This window comes from Algorimicrobium algoritergicola, assembly GCF_008086165.1.
Classification (GTDB): Bacteria; Bacteroidota; Bacteroidia; order Flavobacteriales; family Flavobacteriaceae; genus Algorimicrobium; species Algorimicrobium algoritergicola.
The window spans coordinates 131,901-157,629 of the sequence record NZ_VSKL01000007.1 but is presented as its reverse complement, the minus strand read 5'-3'; the positions used below and the strand labels follow the sequence as shown (position 1 = coordinate 157,629).

The following is a 25,729-nucleotide window of genomic DNA, read 5'->3' as shown; positions in this document are numbered from 1 at the left end:
TTATTGTCAAATAATATACCGATCCTGTGGAGCTTGGCATTATTCTCGAAAACTTATTCTATTAATATTCCGCTCCTCTGGAGCTTTTCCGATCTTGAGAATCTCAATCCTTCTATTAATATGTCGCTCCTCTGGAGCTTTAGGATATATAGGACGTGATAGTTGAAATCCTATGAAATTATAGATGCATCTTTATTCTTTCCTCTTTTATTCTCTCTTTTTTCTAGTTTTTTAATAATTATCTACATTCAGAATTACCCGAATTGGCCTAAAATCCTTTACGCTTAAAAAACTTGTGTTTATTTTTAAAATAGCCGCTTTTGTTTTGGCTAGCGATTGTTTATTCGGAATTTTAACCAATATATTTTTATGATATTGATTTCTAATTCTAGAAACGGGCGGAAATTCAGGACCTAAAACATACTGTTTAAAAACCTGTCGTAAGGATTTAGCATACCAATCCGCTCCAACATTTACCTTATTATAATCTCGATGTTTTAACGTAATTTTTATCAAGCGATAAACTGGTGGATACTTAAAATTATATCGGTCGTCCATCTGCTCTTTAAACATCTGTAAATAGTTGTTGTTAGAAACCTGTTGCAGAATATTATGATGTGGATTATACGTCTGAATTAATACCTTTCCACGCTTGTCTGTACGTCCGGCACGTCCTGAAACTTGCAATAGCAACTGAAAACTGCGTTCATGCGCTCTGAAGTCCGGAAAATTAAGCATGTTATCAGCATTCATAACGCCAACTAATTTTACGTTTCTAAAGTCTAATCCTTTGGTAAGCATTTGTGTTCCTACTAAAATATCGACTTCTTGATTTTCAAAGGTGGTAATAATTTTTTCGTAACCATATTTGCCACGTGTGGTATCTAAATCCATACGTGCCACCTTATAATCTGGAAATAGGATGCTTACCTCCTTCTCAACCTGTTCGGTTCCGAAACCTTTATTATCTAATTCCACACCACCACAAGCTTCGCATTTTTTAATCATGACACTGTGATACCCACAGTAATGACAACGCAGCTGATCGCGATATTGATGATAGGTTAAACTCACATCACAACTTGGACATTGTGGCGAATGTCCACAGGTTTCACACTCAATAATTGGCGAATACCCTCTCCGGTTTTGAAATAAGATAATTTGATGACCATCCTCCAAGGTTTCCGTCATTTCCTGAATCAACCGATCGCTAAAATGGCCTTTCATCCGTTTGCGCTTCTGCTTGTCTTTTATATCTACCAATTCAATGTCTGGCATCATCACATCATTAAAGCGGGTGGTTAATTCTACCAATCCATATTTTTGCTGTTGCGCATTAAAATAGCTTTCCAGACTTGGTGTTGCCGAACCTAATAATGTTTTGGTTTTAAAAATACTTGCTAAAACAATTGCTGTATCACGCGCATGATATCGTGGAGCAGGATCAAATTGTTTATAGGATTGTTCGTGTTCTTCATCTACAATTATCAAACCTAAATCGTGAAATGGCAATAAAACAGACGATCGTGCACCCAAAATAACTTGTGCTTTTGGCGAATTACTCAAAACCTGATTCCAAACCTCAACACGTTCGTTGGTGGAATATTTAGAATGGTAAACAGCTACTTGCTCGCCAAAATAATTCTGTAATCGAGATACTAATTGCGTTGTAAGGGCAATTTCTGGAAGTAAATATAGGACCTGTTTTCCTTGCTGCAAGGCATTTTCAATAAGCTTGACATATATTTCTGTTTTCCCAGATGATGTCACGCCATGTAGTAAAACAATATTCTGACTTTTGAAAGATTCTAAAATATCTTTCATAGCCACTTCTTGCGCTTCATTTAAATGTTTGGAACCTTCCGTTTCCTGATCGTCATATTGCACACGATCTGTTTGGACAAAATATTCCTCCAGAATATTCTTATCTATCAACGATTTCACAATAGCTGATGAACTATTGCTAGCTGTTGTTAAATCGGAAACTGGAATGGGTTTTTTCGATTTTGCTGTTAATGAGAACAGTGTCATTACCACATCGCGCTGTTTTGGCGCGCGACTTAACTCTTCTAATAATTCCTGTAAAGCCGCTTGCGCATGAAACTTGTTTTGAAGTTTTACATAACGAACCAATTTGGGTTTATATTTATCGAAAATTTCTTCGTGAACTGAAATCGCTTCTTTTTCTAACAAGCGTTTCACTAATGGTAGCACATTCTTTTTATCGACAATATTACTAATGTCTTGGATTTTTAATGAAGTTTGATGCTGTAATGCGTCATAAATTAGAAACTCATCATCTTTTAAATCGGCTTCATTAATTTCCAAAGTCAAATTTTTGGAGATAATGGTTTCACTATCTAAAATAAAAGCGCCCGGAAGTGCTGCTCGCATCACATCGCCAACTGTACACATATAATAATTGGACATCCATTCCCATAAACGGAATTGCGCTTGGGTAACAATTGGTGTTTCATCTAAAATTTGATGAATATCTTTCGCTTCATAAATCAACGGTTCGTTGGTATGGATAGCTTGAACAATTCCGGTGTAAATTTTACTTTTTCCGAAAGGCACAGACACACGCATGCCTGGTTTTATAAACTCGGATTCGGCAGGTGTAATGCGATACGTAAAGCTCTTTTCAAGAGGAATAGGCAATATAACGTCTATAAAAAAATCTTTCATATTAAAACCCTTTTCTTAAACGATTCAAAGACGCATTTAATTCATAGCCCATGAGTAGAATATTACTATTTAGCCACAGATAAAAAAGCAATATTAAAAGTGCTCCAATTGAGCCGTAAAGCTTATTGTATTGAGAGAAATTAGTGATATATAATCCGAAAAAATAAGACGTTACAATAATTAATAAGGTTGTAAATAAGGCGCCAATGGAGAAGAATCTGGACTCTTTGCCTTCTCTGGTACCAAAATAATATAAGGTGGCAACTGCCAAATAAATCATGATTACAAAAAACACATATTTAACAATGGGCACCCAAACAACTGTGCTTTCTGCATCTACATAACCATAGGTTTGCAAATTGCCTATTATATAGATTTGAAAATACCCAAAAAACGCAACGGTAAGAATAGAGAGAAACGCAAGAATTAATGCTACACCCAAAGCATACATGTATTGTTTAAAAATATTTCGACTTAATTGTTCGTGATAGGAGCTTTCAAAACCGGCAAAAACCGCATTTATTCCATTTGCCATTAAAGCAATAGACACTAAAAAAACAGAGGATAAAAATCCGCCACGTTCTGTACTATCAATGTTTTCGAAAATATTAGCAAAGAAAAAATCGGAGGTGCTTGGTGGTAAAAACGAATTTAGAAACCGTTGAAATTCTATTTTAAAATCGTCTATAGGAATGTAGGGAATAACAATCAACACAAATAATAAAAACGGAAAAATAGCCGTAAAAAAGTTGAAAGCAATAGCACTAGCACGTGTGGTTAAAGCGCCTTTTACAATGCCAATTGTGTAGAGTTCCATTAAATCATACAAGGACAAGCCTTCCAGGCCAGGTAGTTTGAATTTCTTTAAAAATTTAACCAACAGATTGACAACGGGAATTTTGGCCAATTTATCTTCTACAGGTTTCGACATTTAGGGTTTTATTTTTTTTAGGGGTTTTTTGCAATGTATTAAACAGCTTTCAAGCTTAAATCCATATTATAAACGGAATGTGTTAAAGCACCTGATGAAATATAATTAACGCCACATTCGGCATAGTTTCTAATAGTCTGCTCATTAATACCACCTGAACTTTCAGTTAAGCATTTGTTGCCAATTAGCGCAACTGCCTTTTTGGTATCTTGATAATTAAAGTTATCTATTAAAATACGATACACACCTTCGGTTTTTAAAATTTCTTGTATTTCATCTAGGTTTCTAGCCTCAACAATAATTTTTAAATCGCGATTGGTGTCTTTTAAATATTGCTTGGTTTTTTCAATGGCTTTGGTGATACCTCCAGAAAAATCTATGTGGTTATCTTTAAGCATAATCATATCATACAATGCAAACCGATGATTTTCACCACCTCCAATTTTAACGGCCCATTTTTCTAATGCGCGAATGCCAGGTGTTGTTTTTCGGGTATCTAAAACTTTGGTTCCTGTGCCTTCCAATAAATCTACAAACTGTTTGGTTTTTGTTGCAATAGCACTCATGCGTTGCATGGCATTTAATACCAAACGTTCGGCTTTTAAAATGGATTGTGAAGATCCTTCCACATAAAATACAATGTCGCCATAATTAACTGGACTACCATCGTTAATACATGTTTCTACTTTTAGGTTTTTATCAATATAAGCAAATACTTGTTTTGCAAATTCCACACCTGCAATAATGCCTTTGTCTTTAACCAGTAGTTTTGCTTTTCCTGTTGCTTCTGCTGGAATACAGGCTAATGAGCTATGATCGCCATCACCAACGTCTTCACGAATGGCATTGGTTATTATTAAGTCTATTTCTGTATTGAATTGGTCTTGGGTTATCATTTTTTATTATTTTAGACACTACGAAAATATAGCATTTTTAATTAAACCGACTTAATGAATTCAAAAAAAATAAACCTGATACATTTACAGGTTTTTAATAGACTAAACCATCCCATATTTTCAAACTATAATTTCCGAAAAAATCGATAAATTTGCACATGACTATAAAACTTCTTGCCATTGGCAAAACCGATAATAAACAACTACAAGCCTTGATAGACGATTACCAAAAGCGACTATCTCATTACATCAAGTTTGAATTTGAAATAATACCTGATTTAAAAAAGGTAAAGAATTTAAGTGAAGCCCAACAAAAAGACAAAGAGGGCGAACTGATTCTCTCCAAACTCAATGCTACAGACACGCTCATATTATTAGATGAAAATGGCAAGCAAATGCATTCTGTTGCATTTTCAGAATACTTACAGAAGTATATGAATTCTGGAATAAAGCAATTGGTATTTGTTATTGGTGGACCTTATGGATTTTCGGAAACTGTCTACGCAAAGGCCCAAGGTAAGTTATCACTTTCAAAAATGACATTTTCTCACCAGATGATACGGTTGTTTATGGTGGAGCAGTTTTATCGTGCGTTTACCATATTAAAAAACGAACCGTATCACCATAGGTAAGATGTTTGTTATTTAACAGAAAATGTATGTTTGCGTTTTTTAAGTTGTTTTTCTAAATCGTTGATGGTTTCTTTTACAGACGCTTCAAAATTCTTTTCATTAGAAATAGCATAAATTCTAGGTCCTGGCAAACTTAATTCCATACTACAAATATAACCTTCTTCTTTGGTGCTGTGTTCTTTTTTAAACTGTACATCACAATTAATTAACCAGTCGTATTTTTTTATAAGCGATTGTAATTTTTCTGTAGTAAAGGCAGTCAAAGCTTCACTCGTATCTAGATTAACGTATTGAAAGTTTATTGTCATAATTATAAGATTTTTGGATTGTTAATATTCAAATTTACTATCTACTTGTCAATTTAAATATGATATGTATCATATATACTCATATATCGTATATCATTTACATAAAAATACCAATTATTTCGTATTTCAGCTTAATTTTATCAAAGGATTAACTATTTATTCTTCTTTTTAGCCCATAATTTATAGCCAAAAGCCAATTTAGCTTTACTTAAACTAAAAAGTTGTTTATTATCAAAATCCAAGCTTGTAGAATAAGCACTGCCATTATAAATAAGACTTACATAATAACGTTCCGCATTATACGCTAAAGCCGCTGTGTAATCTATTTTATATAGCATTGGGTTGGATGGTCTGTAGGTGTCATCTACAATAGTTACACGTTTATTCATAACGGCAATTCCTGGCATAACATTAAAGGAAGCTATCAAGTTTTTAGGCAACATAAAAGCTGAAATAAATCCGGCTAAAACACCAATTCCATTAGAGCTATAGCGTTTTATATTGGCTTGCTCATTATAATACAAGGCACCTTGATCTGATAAAATAGTTTCATTCCCTGAAAAGTAATCGAAAACAGCAAAAGTACCCAAACCACCTGTTATATGCACGTTTTTATTCCGTTTTGAAACACCGGCTTTTAGCATGGCATAAGAAAATTCAATTTCAGACAATGTAAATAGGTAGTTAAAACCTACGGTTGCCGACTTGATATCACCTCGAAAAACAGTAGGTTCATTATAGTTGTTTTTCACATTGTAACCCTTGTAAGTTTGCACATAGAAGTTAACAAAATGATTCTTACCAATAATAGTTGTGCCTTGCATATCAAACTTATTAGTAATCCTGTCCTTATTGCTTTTCAGATTAAAGGCAATATCAACTACTATTTTTCTACTGGCAAAACCAACGCCAACACCAATCGGATTGCTTGGAATAAAACGTGTTTTTGAATCGTCATCACGAAGGGTAAAACGTTTGACTTTGTAGTTTGAAAACAGCCGTACCGAATAATTTTCTAAATCCCGATCAATAAACAAGCTATCGACCATCTTATACACTTTGGTGGAATCGACGTCTTTCAATATTTGCGATTGCATTGAAAAATAACACAAAAAAAAGAAAGTAAAAAGTAGAAAAGCGTTGCGCATAAGGAGGTTAAAGTTTATCTGATTCCAGATTTTAAAGTACATTTGCTATCAGTTAAAAATACATTAAATTATAGAATATGCAACTCGTTTTCGCTACAAACAACTTAAATAAATTAAAAGAAGTTCAACAATTAATTCCCGAGCATATTACGCTATTGAGTCTGAAAGACATAGGTTGTGATGTAGATATTCCAGAAACCCAAAATACCATTGAAGGCAATGCCATCCAGAAAGCAAACTATATAAAAACCCACTATGGCTATAACTGTTTTGCTGATGACACGGGCTTGGAAGTTGAAGCCTTGCATGGCGAACCGGGTGTTTATTCCGCACGTTACGCAGGTGAACAACGCGATGCCCATGATAATATGAACAAGCTCCTAGCCAATTTAGAAAATAAAAACAACCGGAATGCCCAATTTAAAACCGTAGTTGCTTTACACCTAAATGGAACGTTAGAAACCTTTATTGGTATTTGCAAAGGCAGCATTGCAGAAACCAAATATGGAGTCGACGGTTTTGGTTACGACCCTATTTTTAAAGCGGATGGTTACACCCAAACCTTTGCAGAAATAGCGTTAGACGAAAAAAATCGCATTGGCCATCGTGGAAAAGCTATTATGCAATTGGTAACCTTTATAAATGAGTTGTGAAAAATTACGTAGAACTACTTATAAATAAACTTATTTGAAATGATTAGATTTGGAATGTATAAGTTGGATCTAGCCTTTTGGCTATATTTAATTGTTGCGCTTCATTAAACCTGAACTATAAATGAAAATTGAAAAAGTAAAAAACTACAATCAAAAAATTCTAGCAATTCTTGGAACACTTGCTATTATTTTAGTTATCGTTTCAATTTTAGGAATAGGTGGAATAGCTATTTCAGAGCTTTTGAGATTTAACAGTTATGATGATATTGAAACTGGAATTCTTTCAGATGATAAAATTGAGAAACTACAAAAAGAAAATAAAAGAGAGCAAGTTATTTCATATCAAAACCCAAAACTAATTGATACTATAAATTCTATTTATATAATTCCTGTTTCTCATAAAAACCTGAATGAGTCAGAAAATATTAATGGTCTTTTGAATATTAGAAAAACATCTAGCAGCAGTTATGAATCAAATGACAGTAGATACTCTAGACAATATTACGGAGCATATAACAACCTGATTATTTATAATCAACAAAATGATTTGACAAACAAATTGTTTGACAAAAGAGTTAACTTCAATAATATTGATTCAGAATATTTTTCTGATGAAATCCTTTTGCTTTTTAAAGTTGCTGAAAAAGATACTTATAAAGATGGAGTAATTAATTTATCGGATTTTAAATCACTTTATATTTATTCATTAAATAAAAAGGAATTAAAGAAAATTGAAAATTCGGAAATGGATATAGTTTCTTATAAGTTCTTAAATGAAAGTAAAGATTTAATTATAAGCTTTGGGATTGATAAAAACAATGATGGGAAATTCGAAGATTTAAACGAACCGACTATAATTAAAAAGTATAATTACAAAACAGGAAAACTAACTGACATTATTGGAGAAAAAACAAATTCTGAACTTCAAAAAATGTTAGAAGGAACGGAAAAATAACGAAAGCACAACACCCTATATAATTTATTGCTAGTTCTCACCGACTTACGAATATTCCTGCGGAATATTCTATCTATATTTTATTTACTAAATTCATTGCCAACTAAGCAACTACTCATTCACAAACAGGTTGTGAGTCACTAAAAATCGAATTTAAACATAAAACATGACAAGACGCTTTATTTTCTTTTTAACACTTTCTATTATTTTGAGTTGTAAACAAAATAAAAACAACACAGATACAATTAAAAGCCGGATTCATAGCACAAAAATTGATACATTAAAATCGAATAATCATAATACAGCTAAAATTATTTTAGAAACAAAAAAAGCTGAAATAAGTTTAGATACCTTAATTCCAATTGAAATTTTAAAAAAACAAAGTACAAATGTTTATAAAAAATATGGGTTAGAGTTTACGGGAAATTGTTATGATTGTGATTTAGCTGAATTTAGAATTGAAAATGGAAAAGTTTTTATTTATAATGTTTGTGATATAAATGAATATTTAATCTTTGATATTTTAGAATTAAAAAATCAAGAAAAAAGTATTGAAATTAAAACTAAAAAATTCACTTTACTATTTTCAAGAGTTGAAAAAGAACCAATTTTTAAATTAGACATAATAAATTATGACTTTAATAAAAGGAGTTTAAGAATTAGTGAATTTTATACATTTAAAGAAAACTTAATGAAGTTTGAAACTCACGATTGTGGTGATTTTGATGGTTAAAAAACGAAACACAACACCCTATATAGTTTATTGCTAGTTCTCACTGACTTACGAACATTCCGGCCGAAGATTCTATCTGTGTTTTATTCACTAAATTAGGTGCTCAAACACGCCACTAATTATACATAAACACGTTAGCCCTCATTATGACCAACCGCTAAACAATGATAAAGTTCTTCAGGAAAATTCGCCAAAACTTGCTTATGGAAAACAAAACGGGAAAGCCTGCCTTGCCGCCAGCCAGGTATTTTAAATATGCAATAGGAGAAATAATACTTGTAGTAGTTGGGATTTTAATTGCGCTTCAAATAAATAATTGGAATGAAAATAGAAACGAAAAGAATTCTTTAAAAATTCTTACAGAAAATCTACACAACGAGTTTACAACCAATTTAAAAGAGTTAGAAATAGATTTAATTCGCATGAAAAGAAAAATTTCAGCAGGTAACGAATTACTAACTTATTTTGGAAAGGAAAAAATGGATATCCCTGAATTAAATATTGATAGTCTTTTATTTGAAACTATTGAATTACCAACCTGGAATCCAAGTACATTTACTTTGAATGAGATTAAAAATTCTGGAAAATTATCTGATATTAAAGACGTAGAACTAAAAGAGTTGTTATATAAATGGGAAAGGCTTTATGAAGACATATTAGAATGGCAAAATGCGCTAGAAACATCAAATGATGGTCCAATAAATATTATAAAGACAAAAGGCTCAATAGTTAATATTGACTTTTATAAAGACAATACTCAAAATTCTAAATTTGATATTAATAATCTAGCTTTATTACAAGAAGTTCAGTTTGAAAATGAAATAGAAAACAATATCTTCAATGCTCGTGTATTAGAAAAAAAATATAGAGAAGCAAAGGTTTTATTAACTGAAATTACTGACCTCTCTATAAGTGAAACTATTAAATAACGCAAGCACAACAAAGAACTGTGGTAAAAAAAACAATTAAAATCTTATCAGCTTTTCGATAATCTTTAACTGTCAATATCTCTAGCTAGTCTTCTTAAATCTACAATTAATTCATTAGAAAAAATTGATGGAATTATTTCCGAAGAATTACAATTTGGTTTCTAAAATATTGAATTAAGAATATAGTATTGACTCTATGTAATTGATAGCAATACACTTAAATCAGGATGGATACTAAAAATTGATTCTCTTACCACTGAAGTACTTCCAATAGCATCATGACATAAACATCTTGTTAAATTAGTTATAATTAATACGCATCATGTTTCTTAAAAACTGCTTTAATTATAGTATTTTGGTTGAAAATATATTAAATGATCCAATCCTATAAGCAAAAACCTCAATTACAAGAAATTTACGATACTATTATAATTGGATCTGGCATGAGCGGACTAGCAACAGCTGCTATTTTAGCCAAAGAAGGACAAAAGGTTTTGGTTTTAGAACGTCATTACACAGCTGGAGGTTTTACACATATTTTTAAACGTAAAGGCTTTGAGTGGGATGTGGGAATTCATTATATAGGAAACGTGCAAAGCGAAAAAAGTATCCTACGCAAAATTTTTAATTATGTCAGTGATAGCCGGTTGGAATGGGCAGATATGGGTCCCATTTATGATCGCATTATTATTGGTGATAAACCTTACGACTTTGTAAAAGGTGTTTCTAATTTTAAAGAAAGTATGATAGCATCGTTTCCAGACGAAGAACATGCTATAAACACCTATGTTGACACCGTTTTTAAAGCGGCTAAAACAAGTAGAAATTTCTACTTAACGAAAGCCATTCCGCCGTTTTTAAACACGTTAATTGGATGGTATTTAAAACGCCCTTTTCATAAATTTTCAGATCAAACAACGTACGAGGTGCTGCGCTCTATAACCGATAATGAAGCTTTAATAAAAGTCTTAACGGGTCAGTATGGCGATTACGGGTTACCACCAAAACAAAGTAGTTTTTCTATGCATGCATCTGTGGCTAGTCATTATTTTGAAGGTGGAAGTTTCCCTATTGGAGGCTCATCACAAGTTGTAAATACTATCGATCCAGTTATTGCGGCTTCTGGAGGCACTATTTTAATAAGTGCCGAGGTTAAAGAAGTCATTGTTGAAAACAATAAGGCAATTGGTGTCCAGATGAAAGATGGTCATGTTTTTAACGCTAAAAACATTGTAAGTAGTGCTGGAATTGTAACCACGTACACAACATTATTGCCCGAAGCTACTGTTATAAAACACAAACTGAATAAACAGTTGCAAAAAGTAAAACCGTCTGTAGCTCATGTGAGTTTATATTTAGGTTTAGAAGGTACGCCCGAAGCGCTTCAAATTCCGAAAACAAATCAATGGATTTATCCAGCGGAAGGCGATCATGATACTTGCGTTGAAAATTATTTAAACGATTTATCACAACCTTTTCCTGTCGTTTATATTTCGTTTCCTTGTGCTAAAGATCCGGATTGGTCTAATCGGTATCCGGGAAAAAGCTCTATCGATATTATAACCCTTATTCCCTATGAAACCTTTGAGAAATGGTCTGATACCTCCTGGAAAAAAAGAGGTGATGAATACGAAGCCATTAAGGAAAATATTACCAATAGACTCTTAATAGAATTGTATAAAAAATTACCGCAAGTTGAAGGGAAAATAGTTCATCAAGAATTATCAACGCCCCTAACTACCAAGCATTTTGTTAATTATCAAACAGGCGAAATTTATGGATTAGACCATAGTCCTTCAAGATTTAGACAACCCTTTTTAAAACCAAGAACACCTATCAAAAACTTTTACCTAACTGGTCAAGACATTGCCACAGCAGGCGTTGCAGGTGCTTTATTTTCAGGTGTACTTACCAGTATTGCCATTACTGGAAAAAACATTTTAAGCAAGGTCTAGATTTCTAGTAAGGATCAAGTTAAAACCTGGTCTTCATAATATAAATTATGGACTATTATTTTTAATTGGAATTTTCTACAACGCTTGGTTATTTGGATTGGCAGCCTTATTTGGCACAATAATAAGTACAGTTACGGCTCATGTCTTGAAGTATCCAAAAGACGATATTAAAAACGGGCTTTATGGATTTAATGGAACATTAACAGGTATAGCCGTGACAGGATTAATTACATTAACTGTTCCTTTTGTATTAGCAACTTGGGGAGTTTTAATGTTGAAAAAAGTAAAAATTTAAATCAATAAATTGATTGTCTTGATATTAAATACACAACCTATCATTTGAATTAGAAATTAATTCTCTAAATTGAAAGTGGAAAAACAGAATAAAATGGATCTACCAACTAGCAACCCGTTATTTATAATACCTGTGTCTACAGGACTAATTTTCTTAATCGTTGGATTCATCATGATGAAGTTTCCGCCTAAAAAAATAAATGGCCTGTATGGCTATCGCACGTCAAGTTCTATGAAAAACCAAGCGCGATGGGATTTTGCACAGCACTATTCCGCTCAAGAAATGATGAAATTGGGAGTCATTTTGGCATTAACTGGGTTGCTGGGTTTTATAATTCACGCCAATGAAAAAACAGCCACACTAATTGGTATCAGTTTCATGATTGCACTTGTTGTTGTGCTTTTTATTAGAGTAGAATCTGCTATAAAGAACAAATTTAATTCGGAAGAAGGTTAAATCAATTTTAATAAAACAGAAAAAAATAATATTAAACTAAAATTACACAAAAAACTATTCCATAAAACGCAGTAAAATAAGCACTTCAAACCTAATTTCAACTAAAAAAATCACTCATGAAAAAATTCGCATTTTACCTCGCAATCATAGTAATATGCTTTAGCAGTAATTTATATTCTCAAAATACAATTGAAGCTCCGAAAGGCTATTCTACACAGATAGGAAATATGGTGTCCATGCTGGAAGATTTAAAAGCGCGTGTTACTACTAGTGTTGTGAATCTGAATCAAAATGAAGTCGATTTTTTATTAGATGATGATGCGAACCGCATTGGCGCCATGATTTTACATTTGGCAGCCACCGAAAAGTATTACCAATTATATACGTTTGAAAATAGAAGCTTTAACAATGAAGAAAACGAAACGTGGTTATTGCCTTTGGAATTAGGCGAACCTGCAAGAAACGAACTAGTAAATAAACCTATTAGCTACTATCTAGATATTTGGGATGAAGTTAGAAAAGAAACCTTGAGACTCTTAAAAACCAAAGATGATAAGTGGTTTAATTCAAAAGTAAAAAATTCTAGTATGAACAACCATTGGGCTTGGTATCATGTTATGGAACATCAAGCAAATCATATGGGACAAATTCGATTAATTATAAAAAGAGCTCCTAAAAATTAAAGCTAAAAAATCAATAATGGGGAGACGTTAGGCGACCACAACATCAGTTCTAACCTCAATTTTTGACATTTCTGCTTTCATAATAATTTTATTCCAAATAAAAGTGTACCTTTGCACGAAATTTGGTGGAACCTGACGTTCTGTTAAATTAATTCCTCAGGGTGAGGATGTGTTACTGGAAGTTTAGGTTAAGTATGTCGATTCTCTTCTTTTGTAACACTACAAAACATAATCGATTACTTATTAAACACGAATGAACACATTCCAAGATTTAGGTCTTAATGACGACCTTTTACAAGCTATTACTGACATGGGTTTTGAAACCCCTAGTGACGTTCAAGCACAAGCAATTCCAATTTTATTAGAAAAAGACACCGATTTGGTTGCCCTAGCGCAAACTGGAACGGGAAAAACTGCTGCATTTGGTTTTCCAATGTTGCAAAAAATCCAGATGGATAGTCGCACAACACAAGGTTTAATCCTGTCGCCAACACGTGAACTGTGTTTACAAATTGCCAACGAAATGAAAGCTTACGGTAAACACTGTAAAGGTTTAAATGTTGTAGCTATTTATGGCGGATCTAGCATTACAGATCAAGCACGCGACGTAAAAAGAGGTGCACAAATTATTGTTGCTACTCCTGGTCGTATGAAAGATATGATTAAGCGTAGATTAGTAGATATTTCTAAAATTGAATATGCCGTTTTAGATGAAGCTGATGAAATGCTTAACATGGGTTTTAAAGAGGATATCACTGATATCTTATCTCATACACCTGAAGATAAAAACACTTGGTTATTCTCGGCTACCATGCCTAAAGAGGTTTCCAATATTGCCAAGAAATTCATGGCGAACCCTATTGAAATTACGGTAGGAAATAAAAATGAAAGCACGAGTCAAGTATCTCATGAGTATTATTTAGTTAATGCACGTGATCGTTATGCAGCTTTAAAACGTTTGGCAGATGCGAATCCAGATATCTTTTCAGTAATTTTCTGTAGAACAAAACGTGATACGCAAAAAGTAGCTGAACAGTTAATTGAAGATGGCTACAGTGCTGGCGCATTACACGGTGATTTAAGTCAGAACCAACGTGATTTGGTGATGAAATCTTTCAGAAACCAACAAATACAAATGCTTGTGGCAACAGATGTTGCTGCTCGTGGTATTGATGTAGATGATATTACACACGTAATAAATTATCAATTACCTGATGAACCTGAAATTTATACTCACCGTTCTGGAAGAACAGGACGTGCTGGTAAAACAGGTATTTCTATGGTTATTGTTTCCAAAAGTGAGGTTCGTAAAATAAAAAGTATTGAACGTATCATTAAAAAAGACTTCGTTAAAAAAGAAATTCCTGATGGTATGGAAATTTGCGAAGTACAGTTAATGTCGCTTGCAAATAAAATTAACGAAACGGAGATCAATCCTGAAATTGATAAGTATTTAGAAAGTATCAATGAATTGTTTACTGATACCACTAAAGATGAATTAATTAAAAAATTCTTCTCGGTAGAGTTTACACGTTTCTTTAATTACTATTCAAAATCACGTATTCAAAATGTAACCGAATCTCGTGGAAGTGATAGCGCTGGCGATGGTGGAGGTCGTGGTTACACGAGCAATGCCAATGATACACGTTACTTTATAAACGTAGGTCGTAAAGACGGTTACGATTGGATGAAGCTAAAAGATTTCTTAAAAGAAGTATTAGAGCTAGGTCGTGATGACGTGTTTAAAGTTGATGTTAAAGAAAGTTTTTCATTCTTTACAACTGATAAAGGCTTACAAGAAAAAGTATTGGCATTCTTTACAGATTTCAAGCACGATGGTCGTTTTGTAAACGTTGAAGTGAGTGAAGATAAAGGTCAAGGAACTAGCAGAAACAAACGTCGTAGCGGCGGAAGTGGCGGAGGCGGCTTTGGTGGTGGACGTAAACGTGACGATAGTTCAAGAAGCGAACGTCGTTCGTCTGGTGGACGTAGTGATCGTGGTGGTGATTCTGGAAGCAGACGTAGCCGTAGAAGCGATAGCGATTCTAAACCAAGACGTACAGAATCTAGCAACGATTCAGGTTCTGAAAGACCTAGACGTTCTAGACGCTAAACACAACTGTTAATAATAAGTCAAATAAAGTACTAAATGAGAAATCTATTTTTTTGTTTAGTACTTTTATTGTTTAATTTAGCCAGCATGAAGCACTACCTATTCCTACTTATTGCATTGTTTACCTTTTCTATTGGTTTCGCACAGGACCAAACCTATGTAAAAGGTGTTATTATAAACGCATCACAAGGGGAACCTTTGGAAAGTGTTAATATTGTAAATTTAACACAGGTAATTGGTACCACAACCAATGTGGAAGGTGAATTTACTTTGCGTGCCAAAGCAAATGATACGCTCCACCTCTCCTATTTAGGCTTTAAATCCATTAAAGTTCGTGTAACGAATGACTGGATAAAGTTTGGAACCTCTACCATTCAATTAAATGAATTAGCCTTAGCTTTAGAAGAAGTGGTCATTAATGACTTCCGCTTAACAGGGATTCTAGAAGTGGATATCATGAATGTGCCCATCAATAATAATTACCGCTACAGTATTTCTGGTTTACCATCTACAGGTTATGAAGCTGGAAACCGTAGCAATGCCATAACCAAAGCATTGGGTGCTATTTTTAATCCTGCTGATTTCCTCTATAAAATGTTTGGGAAAAATCCGAATGAGATGAAAAAACTCAAACAGATGAAGCAAGATGATGAAATTAGAAACCTCCTAGCTTCGCGTTTTGATCGGGAAATGTTAACAGTTTTACTACAAGTAGATCGTGTGGATTTAGATGAAATAGTGCGTCAATGTAACTATTCTGCCGATTTTATAAATAGCGCCAACGATCTTCAAATATTGGATGCTATTAGCGAATGTTACGAGGAATACAAAGTGTTAAGCCGTAGTCGTAAGAAGCGATAAAATATTTAAGCATTGAAATTAAAATTTATTAAAAATTTAGTATCATTTTTATTTCTAGTAAGCAGTTTCTTGTTAAATGCTCAAGAAAGTCAATACGTTTTACCAAATTTTCTAGGTGAAAATCTACAATCAATTGAAAATAATTTAGGTTGGAAAACCATTCAAAAGGCCATAGGAGACTTAAATAAAGATGGACTTGAGGATTTCGCTTTGATATTAGAATCTACAGATAGTATTTTCGAAAAAAGATGCAATGACTGTAAAATTTTAAAAAATAAAGCACGAATTATACTTGTTCTTTTTAATAAAAATGATAGTCTCATAGTCGCAATCCAAAACAACAAATTTATTGCCAGAAGCAATGAAGGTGGTATGCTTCCATATTTAGAACCCGAACTAAAAATTAAAAAAGGTAAGCTTATTATTTATTATCAGTATACGCGTTCAAATCAAAATTATACTTTTGAATGGAATAGTAATCAATTGCTAATAACATCTGCTGAAAGTAATGATATACATGCAACCACTGGAAATTATAAATTTGATTCCTTTGATTTTAAAAAAGACGAAATCATTACGCGAATAGGAAATATTTCAGAGGAAGATGAAAAAACTAACATTTTAAAGTTTAGTGCTAAACCAAAATCACTTTCAGAATTTGGTTATATGTATGATTGGAAAATAATAGAAAACAAATTTTTATAAATGGTTAAGTGCCTCTGCTAATTCACTACAAATTCTTATCCTCATAATACCGCTCCAAAATCTCATCATAACTTTTAACCGTTTTCTTAATCCAATCCAGACGTTTTTCTAACTTTTCATTTTCGGAAAGTTCCCAAAGAATATCGGTTTGTTTTAACTTGGTGGTTACATGTTGCAAAATAATAGCTGCGGAAACAGAAATATTCAGACTTTCGGTAAATCCCGCCATTGGTATTTTTAAAAAGCCATCAGCTGCATCTAAAACCTCCTGAGATAATCCTTCTGTTTCTCTTCCGAAGAAAAAACAAGATTTTTTTGTCACATCAAATTCATGCAAGTCGCAATCGTTGGTATGAGGTGTGGTTGCAATAATTTGATAACCTTCTTGTTTCAATTTTTTAATAGCATCGTTAACACTGTGATGGCGTTTTAAATCGACCCACTTTTGCGCGCCCATAGCAATTTCGCTATCAATGCGCTTGCTATTTACTTCTTCTACAATATGGACTTCTTGAATTCCAAACACATCACAACTTCGGATTACGGCACTTGTATTGTGCAATTGATACACATCCTCTGTTGCTACCGTAAAATGTTTGGTACGACCTGACAACACACGAAGAAATTTCTCGCGTCTGCTATCGGTTAAAAAACCTTCTAAATGGTTTAGTAATTGTAAATCTATCATGATTGGTAAAAAGGAAAAACCTGACATGACATCAGGTTTTTATTAGTATATAAGCGCTTTTTCTAATTATCCACATTCACACCAATATTGCCTTGAGCAATAATCGTCTCTATATTAGCTGCACTTTCGTGTACGTTGATATAACCATTAACTTGAAGTACATCGTCATATCCAAAAGGCGTGGTATCATTTAACTGAATTATATTAGTCTGACTCATACCTGTTTCGCCATCCACTGGATTAAAAGTCAATAAAATGCCGCCAGTCGTAACAATATCATTTGCATGAATATGCGCTGGATGTGAATCGCCAGCTATGGTATTTTCAATTTCTAAAACCGCTAATGCATCACCACTTTCACGTTTGAAAAACGTTGCTGTTCCTTGAATTCCGGGTGTGTCAACTTCGTTTAACGTATAGACTACTGATTCACCTGTTAAGCCGTTTATTCCAATATCACCTTGAGCAATAATAGTTGTTAAATCTGCTGGACTTAAATGCACGTTTACATATCCATCAAAAGCTATCAAATCTGCATAACCAAATGATGTTCCATCATCTAAAGCAGACACATTGGTTCTACTTAAACCTGTATCACCATCAATAGTATTAAACGTAAAGGCAATAGTGCCACCATCAAGTGCTGTATTCAAATGAATATGTGCAGGATGTTCTGTGCCCGGAATGGCATTGGTTAATTCAATACGCGCGAGTGCTTCGCCATTTTTACGTTCGGAAAATTTGGCGTTTCCATTAATTTCAGGAATATCACGTGTGCTTAATGTATAGGTTTTTGAAACACCTGTTAATTCATTCTGACCAATATCACCTTGGGCTAAAACGGTAACTGGCGCGTTGTTATTTAATCGGACATCTATAAACCCATCAAATTCTAACAAATCTTCATAGGTAATATCTGTACCATCATCCAAGGTTGTAAACGTGGTTGTACTTCTTCCTGTTGTACCGTTCAAGCCCTCTAAACTTATGGCTGTTACTCCACCTTCGGCTGCCGTATTGACTCGTAAATCTGTTGGATATGTTTCTCCTGGTGCTGTTCCAGACAATTTAATTTCTATGGTAATAGATGCGTCTTCGTTTTTTATCATGCGCGCATCACCAATAATTGCTGGATCTGAAACAGGATTTAACGTATATGTTGTAGAAATCAGCTTGGATTCTAATTCGGTAATATTGTCATCGCTTGCACAATTTGTTAGAACTAACATGGCGCAAATACTCACAACCATTAAAAAGGACTTCTTCATAAATACATTTTTTATATCTGCCATAAATTTACAATTTAAACTAGTATTTGAAAACGGAAACGTATTATTATATGAATTTCGTACGCAATTTTATATTTTTAAGGTCTATGAAACATATTGTTGTATTAACAGGCGCCGGAATTAGTGCCGAAAGTGGCATTAAAACATTTCGCGATGCGGACGGATTATGGGAAGGCCATGATGTTATGGAAGTGGCTTCACCACAAGGTTTTCGGGTGAATCCGGAATTGGTTCTAGATTTTTATAATCAAAGACGCAAACAGCTTTTAAGCGTGAAACCCAATCAAGCACATGTGGATTTGGCGAAATTGGAAACCGGTTTTAAAGTCACCATTATTACTCAAAATGTAGACGATTTACATGAACGTGCTGGCAGTACCAACGTCATTCACCTACATGGCGAACTATTAAAAGCTAGAAGCACCTTTAATGACGATTCCATTATAGACTGCAAAACGGACATCAATTTTGGTGATATGTGCCAAAACGGTTACCAAATGCGACCACATATTGTATGGTTTGGTGAAGCGGTTCCCATGATAGAAAAAGCTATGGACGTTTGCGAAACAGCAGATGTTTTAATGATTATTGGCACGAGTATGCAAGTGTATCCTGCTGCTAGTTTAATGCATTATGTCCCAGAAAATACGCCAACTTATTTTATAGACCCGAAACCAAGTATGACGAGAAATAAACAATTAACAGTTATTTCAAAACCTGCTACATCAGGTGTTCAGGAAGCTATTGAGTTGATAAAAAACAGTTAACCTAATGTTTTAATTCAGCATCAATGGTTTGAATAAGTTCTTCGGTTAACTCTAACAGTATTGTACTTATCTGTTTTATGCTTTTTGACGCGCCATTTCTATATCGTAATTGCATATCCAATAAATAGCGTTGTTCGTTGGTGAAATCAATAGTATCAACAAATTTACCGGTTTCATCTATTTGAAAACCCAAAGCATTGTTAGAAGCAAACTCCCCAAAATTAGAGTCCACCATGTACAAATTATTATTGTTTACAACGGATTCCACATAATCCAAACGTTGAAAATAACGGATAATCGTATTTTGTAAACTTGTGTTGGAAATTAAATTAACACTGCCACTGGCTATCATATTATTAAATGTGGCGCGATTGGCTTTAAAGGTACGTCGTGCTGTTAATTCATGAAGTTTTCTTGGCAAAGTTGCCTTGTTATAATTAGGACTCATAAATTGAAGTGCGGAATCTATTTGAGCCATCATACCTATCTCATAATCAATCTGCTCAATGATCAATTCTTTCTGAATGATGAAATCTGATTTAAAATCTTCTAATAGTGTCTTTTCTAATTTAAGATTATGATTTTCTTTACTCCACGTGTTGATTTGTAAGGCTAACAATATTCCAATAACCACCAGAAATATTTCACCTATGGCATAGAGAACATAACGTTTAAATCGGTTTTGTTCAAGCAGTCTCTTTCTGATTCTTCGTATTGCTGAAACCATTAATCAATCCGTTTTAAATCCAAATCTTGAAAGTCGAAGCTAAAATCAATATAAGGCGAAATCCCTTTCATAGTAAATCCATTTGCTATTCCGTTTTCACCTAAAGTGAACATGGCAAAAGCATCCGCATTCATGTCTTGGTATTCCCATTTAATGGCGAAAGTTTCATCTTTAAAAAACTGTAATGGTCCATTTAGCAATGGCGAACGATGGCTTTTAATCCACAATTGCTTGTCTTTCATAAACACTTCCATTTTTCCAAACCAAACATCTTCATACATACCAATGTAATTACTTGTTTTTATTTTAGATTGATCATTTTTAGCAACCGAATCCCAAACTTTCTCTACAACGTCATTTGCGCCACTTTCATTGGATTTCATATAAGCTGCATATTTATCAATCCACTGAAAATCGTCCATTTCCAGGTACATATCTATAATAGTTTGGGTAATTGCCGAAAACATGCCACCACCATCATTACTAGTATTAGTCAAAACAACAATACCTAAATCCAAATCGGGAATCATAACCACTTTAGATAACATACCAGGCAAACCACCTGTATGCTCTACTTGCATATTGCCTTTTACGTCTGTAAGAAACCAACCTAAACCATATCCTGCAAAATGACTGTTGTATCGTGGATTGGTATTCGCGTCCATAATGGTATGGATTTTCCACATTTCGTAATGATTATCTGCGGTAAACAATTGCTTTTTCAATCCTTCGCCATATTTTCCAGCATGTAATTGTAATAGCATCCAGGCTGACATATCATTCACATTCGAAAAAATACCACCTGCTGCACCATTTATCATTTCTTCAAACGTTGGAATAATACGCATGGTTCCCGTTTCAGTGGAATGTGAAGCGGATAAATTACTTGTGTCTGAAATTTCAGCAAAAGATGCATAAGAATTGTCCATGACTATCGGTTCAAAAATCCGCGAATCTATAAAGGCTTCCCAAGTCATGCCACTTTTTCTAGCAATAAGTTCGCCAGCAACGACATACAATAAATTGTCATAATCCCATTTGGTACGAAATGCCGATTCTGGTTTAAAGTACTGAAAACTAGCTAGTAAATCATCTATGGTAAAATTAGATCCTTGTGGAAAAAACATTAAATCGCCAGCTCCTAAACCCAAACCACTTCTATGTGTTACTAAATCGATGATATTAAAATTATCCTCCACATATGGATTATACATGGTGAATTCTGGAATATGGGTTTTTACTCTATCGTCCCAATTCAGTTTACCTTCTTCCACCAACATGGCTAAAGCTGCTGTGGTAAACGCTTTGCTATTGGATGCAATGGCAAAATTAGTGTTTGGATTAACGGGTTCTTTGGTATCAATAGATTTGACGCCGTAACCGCTTTCATGAATTATTTTTCCGTCTTTTACCACAGCCACTGCACAACCAGCAACGTTGAATTTAGACATAGCATAATTAACTACAGAGTCTATTTGTTTGGTTGAAACTTGGGATTGAACTGGAATGGCGCAGACAGCTACAAAGAGCAGTAAAACCATTTTTTTGAGGAATGTGTTTTTCATGATATGGATTAAAAAGGATTAATGACTGATTGAAAGGTACTTAATTGCCTTTCAAATTCCTATTTCACATTTATATAAAAAGGTAAATTCAAAATAACAATTCGTCAATTCGAGTGAGTTTTACGATTGAAATGAGTAAAAGTTGTATCGAGAATAAGAATTGTGTTCTAAAATCAATTCTCGATACAATTTTTCGTGCCTCAAAATCACTCGAACTGACGTTTCCAGGAGTCAAGTTTTACAATCAATCTTTGATAGGTCAATTTTGGGAAGTTATACATCCAAAATAACTAAAACTAATTATTTCTTTAAATCGATTTGCTTTAAGTTTTCCATACGATTACGGATTAAGAAATCATCAATCGTTTCAAAATGCTCAATGACGCGTTGGTCTTTAAACTCGAAGACTTTTTGTGATAAGCCTTGGAGGAAATCACGATCGTGAGATACCAAAATTAATGTACCATCAAAATTTAAAAGGGCTTCTTTTAAAACGTCTTTACTTTTTAAATCCAAGTGGTTTGTTGGCTCATCCAAAATGAGCAAGTTAACAGGTTCTAAAAGTAATTTTACCATAGCTAAACGTGTTTTTTCACCTCCAGATAACACACTTACTTTTTTATCAATGTCATCACCTTTAAACATAAAACCGCCCAAAATATTTTTTATTTGGGTTCGAATATCGCCTTGTGCAACTTCATCAACTGTTTGAAAAATGGTTAAATTCTCATCTAATAAGGATGCTTGATTTTGCGCAAAATAACCCACTTTGACATTGTGTCCTAATTGACAGGTACCATCTACAGGAATTTCACCCATAATAGCTTTTATCATGGTTGATTTCCCTTCACCATTCCGTCCAACAAAAGATACTTTTTCACCTCTAGAAATGGACATGTTAGCATTTTTAAACACCACAAGATCATCATAAGATTTAGATAAATCCTTTACTGTCACAGGATAATCACCGGATCGTTGTGCGGCTGGAAATCGTAATTTTAAAGCGGATGTATCAATATCATCTACTTCAATTATTTCCAGTTTCTCCAACATACGCTCACGAGAATTCACCTGATTCGTTTTGGAGAATGTTCCTTTAAAACGATCAATAAACGCCATATTATCAGCAATAAATCGCTGCTGTTCTTTAAAAGCTTTCACTTGATGAATTCGACGATCTTCACGCAATTGTAAATAATGTGTATAGTTGGCTTTATAATCGTAAATACGCCCCATAGTCACTTCAATTGTACGATTGGTAATATTATCAATAAATGCCTTATCATGGGAAATAACCATAACGGCATTGGCTTTGTTCAATAAGAAATCTTCGAGCCAAATAACGGATTCAATATCAATATGGTTGGTAGGTTCATCTAATAAAATTAAGTCTGGTTTTTGAAGCAGCATTTTAGCTAATTCAATTCGCATACGATAACCACCACTAAATTCACTTGTTTGTCTGGCGAAATCTGAACGTTTAAAACCTAAACCATTTAAAGCTTTTTCCACTTCCGCATCATAATTAACATCTTCTAAAGCGTAGTATTTTTCACCTAAATCGGATACCTTGGTAATAATGTTCATATAGTCATCCGACTCATAGTCCGTTCGGGTTTCCAAGGCTTTATTTAAGACTTCCATTTCGTCGCGCATTTCGAAAACATGAGCGAAGGCTTTGGATGCTTCTTCAAAAACGGTACAATTGTCTTCAGTCAATAAATGTTGCGGTAAGTAAGCAATAACAGCATCTTTAGGAAAACGTACATGGCCGCGCGTTCCTTTTTGAACACCTGCCACAATTTTCATCATGGTCGATTTTCCAGCACCATTTTTACCCATAAGGGCAATTTTATCATTTTCATTTATGGTAAAGGACACATCGCTAAATAAGGTGTGACCGCTAAACTCTACTGCTAAATTATCTACGGAAATCATGGCTTTAATTTTAAAGGCGCAAAGCTATGAAAAAGCGCGTCAATTTTAGTAAATATTCTGAAGTGCTTATTTATTTTTTAATTCGATCCACTTACTCATGAATTTCGTGCTTTGGAGTGACTGATGGTGCAGCATCTGACCTGTAAAATTATTTTCTCTGTGATTTGGTAAATTGGCTCTTAAACTATTGATAGTTTCTATAAAAGAAGATTCAAATGGCATTTTATTAAATCGGTTATTTATAATGTGAAATCCGTTTTGTTGTTTGGTTCTCCAAGTCGTTTCAGTGGTATAAAGTTCCACGGCTTTGTTGATAAATTCGTCTTGATCATCAGCAATAAATCCATTGGAATCTAATGTCCCGAACATACCTTCCGCAGCAATCGAACTCATAACTGCTGGCGTTCCGTTTTGCATAGCATCAATTAATTTGCCTTTCAATCCAGCGCCAAACTGTAATGGCGCCAAACAGACTCGTGACGCTTGCATGACTTCTGAAACCTGATTTGCAAAACCTTTAATCAAAAAACCATCTTGTTTTTTGTGTAATTGCGTGACCTTCTGACTTGCATACGCACCATAAATATGAAGTTCCGCTTGTGGTAATTGCTTACGGATTCCAGGCCAAATCATTTCTTTTAAATATAAAACCGATTGGTAATTGGGTTTATGAAAGAAGTTTCCAATGGTTATGAAATTTGCTCTGGCATGAAAATCGGGTAACATTTCAGAAATTTCATTAGAGATAGTCTCTAATAAAAATGGTAAATAATGAATTAAGTTGGTATCTACTTTAAAGAAATTTTTAAGTAATTCTATTTCCGCTTCGGAAATAATGAGGCTTAAATCGCATCTATATATACTGGCTATTTCACGTTTGGACGTATCATTTACGAGGTATTTTCTAAAATCGGCATCATTAGCTTTTAAAGCTAACTCGCGTGCTTTTCGTAAGCCATGTAAATCTTCGGTGTCTAATAATCGGAAAGCATTCGGGCAATTTTCGGCTACACGCCATCCAAACTGTTCTTCAGTTAAAAACCGATCGAACAATACCATATCTGGATTTTCAGATTTAATGAAATTATCAAAACTCGAATCGTTTAATTGAATAGCGACTTCCGGAATTCCGAGTGTGGATAAATTGAACGCGTTTTCTGTTTTTGATGTGGCGGTTGCAAAGGTGATTTTATAATCTTCTGATTGAAAAAGCTTTATAAGTTGCAACATACGTGTACCAGCTGCTGAACTTTTTGGTTCAGGCCAAACACAACCAATTATAAGGAGTTTTTTAGTCATATAACAAATAAAAATCTATTCGGGTCTTGGCACTAAACCATAGATTACACGCATATTATTAGCCCAATTCATGACACTTTCAATTTGAGCATCCGTTAAATTTGCTTCCTCATGCGTCCACAAATAAGAGTCTAATGGCATTTCTTTCTCTTCAACCATCTCTATTAATTCTTCTAATTTATGATCTTTCTTTTTTACAGAATAATCATTCCAAACAGAAACATTAAAATGCTTTTTTCCATCATTCACATGCTCTGCCAACCAATAATTTACAGGTGTAATATTATCATACCAAGGATAACGCGTGTGGTTACTATGGCAGTCAAAACAGGTTTCTTTAAGAATAGCAGCAACATCTTCTGGTGGATTTGTTTCCGTTAAAAACGGTTGCACTGAAGCAAGATCGCCTGTGTTTTTTTCCGGACCAAAAAATTGTGCAATAACAAATACAATTAATAAAGCAATCAGAATTTTCTTTACTATTTTCATTTTATGTAATTTTATCTATCAAAAAT

General features: G+C 33.8%; 25 protein-coding genes. 13 read left to right on the top strand and 12 right to left on the bottom strand.

From position 1 onward, the window contains the following. Positions 1–231: 231 nt before the first annotated feature. Genes priA through nadC form a run of 3 tightly spaced genes read right to left on the bottom strand, consistent with a single transcriptional unit; the run spans position 232 to position 4,515 of the window. The gene (priA, locus tag ES675_RS15215) at positions 232–2,688 is read right to left on the bottom strand and encodes a replication restart helicase PriA (protein WP_066252591.1); all 2,457 of its coding nucleotides are present in this window, start codon (positions 2,686–2,688) and stop codon (positions 232–234) included. Between the two features lies 1 nt (position 2,689). Beyond that, positions 2,690–3,619, bottom strand: coding sequence for a YihY/virulence factor BrkB family protein (locus tag ES675_RS15210; protein WP_066252594.1), 930 nt, complete (start codon positions 3,617–3,619; stop codon positions 2,690–2,692). Between the two features lie 38 nt (positions 3,620–3,657). Then, the gene (nadC, locus tag ES675_RS15205; protein ID WP_066252595.1) at positions 3,658–4,515 is read right to left on the bottom strand and encodes a carboxylating nicotinate-nucleotide diphosphorylase; all 858 of its coding nucleotides are present in this window, start codon (positions 4,513–4,515) and stop codon (positions 3,658–3,660) included. 158 nt (positions 4,516–4,673) lie between these two features. Here nadC and rlmH point away from each other — a divergent pair, with 158 nt between their 5' ends. Next, entirely contained in the window at positions 4,674–5,147 is a 474-nt protein-coding gene (rlmH, locus tag ES675_RS15200; protein ID WP_066252597.1) for a 23S rRNA (pseudouridine(1915)-N(3))-methyltransferase RlmH, read from the top strand. 8 nt (positions 5,148–5,155) lie between these two features. On the opposite strand, the gene hpf is transcribed toward rlmH, so the two are convergent. Further along, positions 5,156–5,455: a ribosome hibernation-promoting factor, HPF/YfiA family gene (hpf, locus tag ES675_RS15195; RefSeq protein ID WP_066252599.1), complete on the bottom strand. Its 300-nt coding sequence runs from the start codon at positions 5,453–5,455 to the stop codon at positions 5,156–5,158. Positions 5,456–5,607: 152 nt separating this feature from the next. Further along, the gene (locus ES675_RS15190; RefSeq protein ID WP_231931293.1) at positions 5,608–6,537 is read right to left on the bottom strand and encodes a DUF4421 family protein; all 930 of its coding nucleotides are present in this window, start codon (positions 6,535–6,537) and stop codon (positions 5,608–5,610) included. A 143-nt stretch (positions 6,538–6,680) separates the two neighbouring features. Here ES675_RS15190 and ES675_RS15185 point away from each other — a divergent pair, with 143 nt between their 5' ends. The 11 genes from ES675_RS15185 to ES675_RS15135 all read left to right on the top strand — a co-directional run bounded on the left by ES675_RS15185 (position 6,681) and on the right by ES675_RS15135 (position 16,941). Next, complete coding sequence (locus ES675_RS15185; protein WP_066252604.1) at positions 6,681–7,256, top strand: non-canonical purine NTP diphosphatase; 576 nt, start codon at positions 6,681–6,683, stop codon at positions 7,254–7,256. A gap of 121 nt (positions 7,257–7,377) precedes the next feature. Further along, positions 7,378–8,211, top strand: a complete 834-nt coding sequence (locus ES675_RS15180; protein WP_066252605.1) for a hypothetical protein — start codon at positions 7,378–7,380, stop codon at positions 8,209–8,211. 166 nt (positions 8,212–8,377) lie between these two features. Further along, complete coding sequence (locus tag ES675_RS15175) at positions 8,378–8,944, top strand: hypothetical protein (RefSeq protein ID WP_066252608.1); 567 nt, start codon at positions 8,378–8,380, stop codon at positions 8,942–8,944. A gap of 203 nt (positions 8,945–9,147) precedes the next feature. Beyond that, the gene (locus ES675_RS15170) at positions 9,148–9,873 is read left to right on the top strand and encodes a DUF6090 family protein (RefSeq protein ID WP_066252611.1); all 726 of its coding nucleotides are present in this window, start codon (positions 9,148–9,150) and stop codon (positions 9,871–9,873) included. A gap of 374 nt (positions 9,874–10,247) precedes the next feature. Beyond that, a complete protein-coding gene (locus tag ES675_RS15165) occupies positions 10,248–11,828 on the top strand; it encodes a phytoene desaturase family protein (protein ID WP_066252613.1) in 1,581 nt (526 codons plus the stop codon). Positions 11,829–11,841: 13 nt separating this feature from the next. Beyond that, positions 11,842–12,123, top strand: coding sequence for an urea transporter (locus ES675_RS15160; RefSeq protein WP_082985927.1), 282 nt, complete (start codon positions 11,842–11,844; stop codon positions 12,121–12,123). A gap of 93 nt (positions 12,124–12,216) precedes the next feature. Beyond that, a complete protein-coding gene (locus tag ES675_RS15155; RefSeq protein ID WP_066252731.1) occupies positions 12,217–12,579 on the top strand; it encodes an SdpI family protein in 363 nt (120 codons plus the stop codon). 116 nt (positions 12,580–12,695) lie between these two features. Then, positions 12,696–13,262 carry a DinB family protein gene (locus ES675_RS15150; RefSeq protein ID WP_066252617.1) on the top strand — a complete coding sequence of 189 codons (567 nt, stop codon included), beginning with the start codon at positions 12,696–12,698 and terminating at the stop codon, positions 13,260–13,262. Positions 13,263–13,515: 253 nt separating this feature from the next. Beyond that, positions 13,516–15,375, top strand: a complete 1,860-nt coding sequence (locus ES675_RS15145) for a DEAD/DEAH box helicase (RefSeq protein ID WP_066252620.1) — start codon at positions 13,516–13,518, stop codon at positions 15,373–15,375. A gap of 87 nt (positions 15,376–15,462) precedes the next feature. Further along, positions 15,463–16,236 carry a carboxypeptidase-like regulatory domain-containing protein gene (locus ES675_RS15140; protein WP_066252621.1) on the top strand — a complete coding sequence of 258 codons (774 nt, stop codon included), beginning with the start codon at positions 15,463–15,465 and terminating at the stop codon, positions 16,234–16,236. A gap of 12 nt (positions 16,237–16,248) precedes the next feature. Then, positions 16,249–16,941 carry a hypothetical protein gene (locus ES675_RS15135; protein WP_148367541.1) on the top strand — a complete coding sequence of 231 codons (693 nt, stop codon included), beginning with the start codon at positions 16,249–16,251 and terminating at the stop codon, positions 16,939–16,941. A gap of 25 nt (positions 16,942–16,966) precedes the next feature. On the opposite strand, the gene ES675_RS15130 is transcribed toward ES675_RS15135, so the two are convergent. Both ES675_RS15130 and ES675_RS15125 read right to left on the bottom strand, forming a co-directional pair. Continuing rightward, positions 16,967–17,629, bottom strand: coding sequence for a TrmH family RNA methyltransferase (locus ES675_RS15130; RefSeq protein WP_066252733.1), 663 nt, complete (start codon positions 17,627–17,629; stop codon positions 16,967–16,969). Between the two features lie 62 nt (positions 17,630–17,691). Continuing rightward, complete coding sequence (locus ES675_RS15125; protein WP_231931294.1) at positions 17,692–18,921, bottom strand: CHRD domain-containing protein; 1,230 nt, start codon at positions 18,919–18,921, stop codon at positions 17,692–17,694. A gap of 83 nt (positions 18,922–19,004) precedes the next feature. On the opposite strand from ES675_RS15125, the gene ES675_RS15120 reads away from it, so the two are divergent. Next, positions 19,005–19,685, top strand: coding sequence for an SIR2 family NAD-dependent protein deacylase (locus ES675_RS15120; RefSeq protein WP_066252626.1), 681 nt, complete (start codon positions 19,005–19,007; stop codon positions 19,683–19,685). Position 19,686: 1 nt separating this feature from the next. Here the strand turns inward: ES675_RS15120 and ES675_RS15115 are convergent, their stop codons facing one another. The 5 genes from ES675_RS15115 to ES675_RS15095 all read right to left on the bottom strand — a co-directional run bounded on the left by ES675_RS15115 (position 19,687) and on the right by ES675_RS15095 (position 25,703). Further along, entirely contained in the window at positions 19,687–20,412 is a 726-nt protein-coding gene (locus tag ES675_RS15115; RefSeq protein ID WP_066252630.1) for a DUF6090 family protein, read from the bottom strand. After that, positions 20,412–21,977 carry a serine hydrolase gene (locus tag ES675_RS15110; protein ID WP_066252633.1) on the bottom strand — a complete coding sequence of 522 codons (1,566 nt, stop codon included), beginning with the start codon at positions 21,975–21,977 and terminating at the stop codon, positions 20,412–20,414. The genes ES675_RS15115 and ES675_RS15110 overlap by 1 nt, the downstream gene beginning before the upstream one ends. Positions 21,978–22,277: 300 nt before the next feature. Beyond that, positions 22,278–23,915 (bottom strand): ABC-F family ATP-binding cassette domain-containing protein, encoded by a 1,638-nt coding sequence (locus ES675_RS15105; RefSeq protein WP_066252635.1) that lies wholly within the window; start codon positions 23,913–23,915, stop codon positions 22,278–22,280. A gap of 66 nt (positions 23,916–23,981) precedes the next feature. Further along, positions 23,982–25,214: a glycosyltransferase gene (locus tag ES675_RS15100; protein WP_066252640.1), complete on the bottom strand. Its 1,233-nt coding sequence runs from the start codon at positions 25,212–25,214 to the stop codon at positions 23,982–23,984. Between the two features lie 15 nt (positions 25,215–25,229). Further along, positions 25,230–25,703: a heme-binding domain-containing protein gene (locus ES675_RS15095; RefSeq protein ID WP_066252642.1), complete on the bottom strand. Its 474-nt coding sequence runs from the start codon at positions 25,701–25,703 to the stop codon at positions 25,230–25,232. Positions 25,704–25,729 lie beyond the last annotated feature (26 nt).